Genomic DNA, 3,638 nt, shown 5'->3' with positions numbered 1-3,638 from the left:
GAGGGCGTGCGGATCGTCGACCACGCCGAGATCTTCGCCGACCCCTCGGTGCTCCCGGTGTTCAACTCGCAGGCGATCGAGGCGCAGCTGCACCGCATCCCCGGCCTGTCGGACCGGTACCTGGTCCTCAACGACGACACGTTCTTCCGCCGTCCCGCGACGCCTTCGACCTTCTTCCACGCCAACGGCATCATCCGGCTGCCGTTCTCGCCCGCGCAGATCGGGCTCGGCCGCCCGCGCGCGGAGGAGGCGGCCCCGAGCTCGGCCGGGAAGAACGTGCGGGCGCTCCTGGAGGCCGACTTCGGGCGGTTCATCGCCTCCAAGTTCAAGCACGTGCCGCACCCGCAGATCCGCGCGGTCGCCGAGGAGCTGGAGGAGCGGTACGCGGAGGAGGTGCGGGCGACCACGGCGTCGCGGTTCCGCGCCCCCGACAACATCAACTTCGCGACGGCGCTGCACCATCACTACGCGCTGTTCACCGGCCGGGCGGTGCCCGGCGCGTTCCGGCTGCGGTACATCGACGTGACCGCGCCGACCGCGCCGGAGCGGCTCGCGGAGCTGGAGGCCGACCGGAGCGTGGACACGTTCTGCCTCAACGACGTCGACACGAACGAGGAGAACGCCGCGCGCGTCGACGCCCTCGTGCGCGGCTTCCTGGAGCGGATGTTCCCGTTCCCGTCGCCGTGGGAGCAGTCCTAGCGGCGCCCGGAGGCGAGCGGGGCCCGGCGGGAGCACCGCCGGGCCTTTCGCGTTGCCGTGCACCGGCTCTCGGGCGGAGCCGCCGCGGGCGGCCGGAGCCGCCGGACGCGGTTCCCGGGCCTCAGATCCGCCGCGGCATGGGGAGCCGCTCGGGCGCCGGGACGCTCGCCGGGTGCGGGGCGATCATGCCGCGCTTCTCCCGCTCGGCGCACAGGTCCGCGAGCCGCTCGTACGCGGCCGCGCCCAGCAGCTCGGTGAGCTCGACGGCGTACGACAGGTACACCGGCTCCGACGCGGTGTGCGCCAGCGGCGAACCGGTGCACCACCAGTCGAAGTCGTGCCCGCCGGGGCCCCACGAGGCCCGGTCGAACTCGGTGATGAGGGTGACCGACACGTCGGTGCCGTCGGCGCGGTGCTCGGTCTTGAAGTCGCGCTTGACAGGCAGCTGCCAGCACACCTCGGGCTTGTACTCCATCGGGTGGACGCCGTCGCGCATCGCCTGCTGGTGCAGGGCGCAGCCGGCGCCCGCGGCGAAGCCCTCGCGGTTGTGGAAGACGCAGGCGCCGTCGACGACCGCGGTCTTCTTCGCGGGCTCCTCGACGCCGTCCTCGTTCTCGAGGGTGTCGTCGACGATGGTCTGCCTCCACTTGCGGTGCAGCTGCCACGTCTCGGGCGTGAGCTTCTTGACGACCTCCTTCGTGCGCCTGATGTCGGCCGCGTCGGTGTAGAACGCGCCGTGCAGGCAGCAGCCGTCCGCGCTCCGCTCGAGGTCGATCCCCGGGCAGCCGCCCTGCTCCGGGTGCCTCCCGAAGATGCAGCCCCACCTGGACAGCAGCCAGGTCAGGTCCGCGCGGACCATCGTGTCGGAGTCAGCGGGGTCGAAGAACTCGACCCACTCGCGGTCGAAATCCGCGGGCACCTCGTCGGTCATCCGTCAACGGTACCCGCACCGCCCGTTCAGACCCGGTTCACGCCGCGCGCACCCCGACGCCCGCACCCCGTCCGCGGCACGGCGTACCCTGGACCCCGTGACCCAGTCCGTCCCGGTTCTGCTGTCGACGACCTCCGTGTACCCCGAACCCACGGCGGTGGGCTTCGAGCTCGCCGCCGAACTGGGGTACGACGGCGTCGAGCTGATGGTCTTCACCGACCGGGTCTCCCAGGACCCGTCGGCCGCGGCCAGCCTCGCCAAGCACTACGGCGTCAAGATCGGCGCCGTCCACGCGCCGTGCCTCCTGGTGACACAGCGGGTGTGGAGCTCCGACCCGTGGACCCGGCTGCGCCGGTCCGTGCAGGCCGCCGAGTACCTCGACTCGCCCACGGTCGTCATCCACCCGCCCTTCAGCTGGCAGCGCGACTACGCCGCGAAGTTCTCCACCGTCCTCGACGGGCTCCACGCCCGCTACCCGGGGATCACGATCGCGGTCGAGAACATGTTCCCGCTCAAGCTCGGCAAGCGGAACCTCGTGCCCTACCGGCCCCACTGGGACCCGACCCGGCACGGCTACGACTCCTACACCCTCGACCTGTCCCACTGCGCCGCCTCCGGCGCCGACGCGCTCGCCATGGCCGAGCGGATGGGCAGGGGCCTGCGGCACATCCACCTGTGCGACGGCAACGAGCCCGGCGCCGACCAGCACCTGGTGCCCGGCCGCGGGAAGCAGCCGTGCGCCGAGCTGCTCGGCTCCCTCGGCCGCTCCGGCTGGGACGGCTCGATCACCGTCGAGGTCTCGACCCGCAAGAGCGGCAACCGGACCCGCCGCGCCGAGGACCTCCACGAGTCGCTCAAGTTCGCGCGCGAGGCCCTCGCCGCCGCGGACTGACGTACGTCACAGCGGTTCCGGTGCAACCGTCCGGGGGGTGCCGGCCGTCCACTTGCTGTACGTTCACATCTCGTTCAGCGGATGTTTCCGCTGTATTATCAACGTCGCACGTGCACGCGTTCCGTGCGAATCCCGGAGGAGGACGCATGCCCGGTCAGCAGCCGAGCCTCGGCGCCGCCGCGCGCCACCTGGCCGGGAGGCTGCTCCCCGCGGGGCTGCGCGCGCGGCTCCAGGACCGCCGCCGGCGCCGCATCGGCGCGCGGAGGGTCGCCGAGCTCGTCGCCGCCGACCCCGGGCTGCGGGCGTTCGTCCACGACGGGTTCGCGCTCGCGGGCCGCCTCGCCGACTCGTTCACCGCGGCCGAGGCCGCCGAGGCGAACCTGCGGATCGTCGCCGAGGCCGCCGAGGCGGCCGGGATCCCCTACTTCGTCGTCCCCGGCAAGTCCCACGTGCGCTACGCGGTCGGCGTGCGCCACGCCGACAAGAAGGCGTTCCTGGAGGCCATGCGCGCCCGCTACGGCGGCACCGAGGTGTACGCGGCGAAGACCGGCGGCGCGAACCGCGCGGCCGCGCTGTACGCCGAGGGCGCGCTGCCGAAGGCCGTCAAGTTCGCGCAGGTGATCCGGTTCGGCCGCTGCACGCTCGGCCCGCACGGGCAGCTGCTGGCGGGCCTCGACTACGGCTGCGACGTGGAGTTCTGGCGCGACGGCGACCAGTTCGCCGCCGACCCCGCGTTCGAGGCCAAGAACGCGCGGCTCAAGGTCCAGGTCCCGGCGGCGATGCTCGCCGGCGGGCTCGTGGCCCCCCGCCCGAACCGCGTCGCCGACGTGCTGCCCGCCGAGGAGCTCGTCCCGGCCAGCGTCGAGGTCGGCGACCACAAGCACCCCACGTACCGCGCGTTCACGCACCGCCTGGTCGACGAGGTCGACTTCCCGGTGGACGCGGTCTACATGTGGGTCGACGGCGACGACCCCGAGTGGGCCGCCGCGCGCGCCGCCCACCTCGGCGGCGACGCGGCCGGCCACACACACCTGACCGGGGCCTCGCGCTACCTCAGCCGCGACGAGCTGAAGTACTCGCTGCGGTCGCTGCACACCTTCGCGCCGTTCATCAGGA

General features: G+C 73.0%; 4 protein-coding genes. 3 read left to right on the top strand and 1 reads right to left on the bottom strand.

The window, feature by feature from the left end; all coding sequences use genetic code 11:
* Positions 1-699 (top strand): stealth conserved region 3 domain-containing protein (locus EIW28_RS23970; protein ID WP_187350655.1); only part of this gene is annotated, 699 nt, incomplete at its 5' end.
* 121 nt (positions 700-820) lie between these two features.
* On the opposite strand, the gene EIW28_RS23965 is transcribed toward EIW28_RS23970, so the two are convergent.
* Positions 821-1,630, bottom strand: coding sequence for a hypothetical protein (locus EIW28_RS23965; protein WP_125250244.1), 810 nt, complete (start codon positions 1,628-1,630; stop codon positions 821-823).
* 97 nt (positions 1,631-1,727) lie between these two features.
* Between EIW28_RS23965 and EIW28_RS23960 the strand changes: the two genes are divergently transcribed.
* Complete coding sequence (locus EIW28_RS23960) at positions 1,728-2,522, top strand: sugar phosphate isomerase/epimerase family protein (protein ID WP_125250243.1); 795 nt, start codon at positions 1,728-1,730, stop codon at positions 2,520-2,522.
* A gap of 146 nt (positions 2,523-2,668) precedes the next feature.
* On the top strand, positions 2,669-3,638 hold a 970-nt coding region (locus tag EIW28_RS23955), incomplete at its 3' end, for a Stealth CR1 domain-containing protein (protein WP_187350654.1).

It is taken from the genome of Glycomyces terrestris (genome assembly GCF_003933745.1).
Taxonomy (GTDB): domain Bacteria; phylum Actinomycetota; class Actinomycetes; order Mycobacteriales; family Micromonosporaceae; genus Glycomyces; species Glycomyces terrestris.
The sequence above is the reverse complement of the archived record's forward strand: the minus strand, read 5'-3'. Positions and strand labels throughout refer to the sequence as shown.

Bases quoted from the DNA above. Each gene is read 5' to 3' on its own strand.
- EIW28_RS23965 (WP_125250244.1), bottom strand. From the start codon at position 1,630: ATGACCGACGAGGTGCCCGCGGATTTCGACCGCGAGTGGGTCGAGTTC.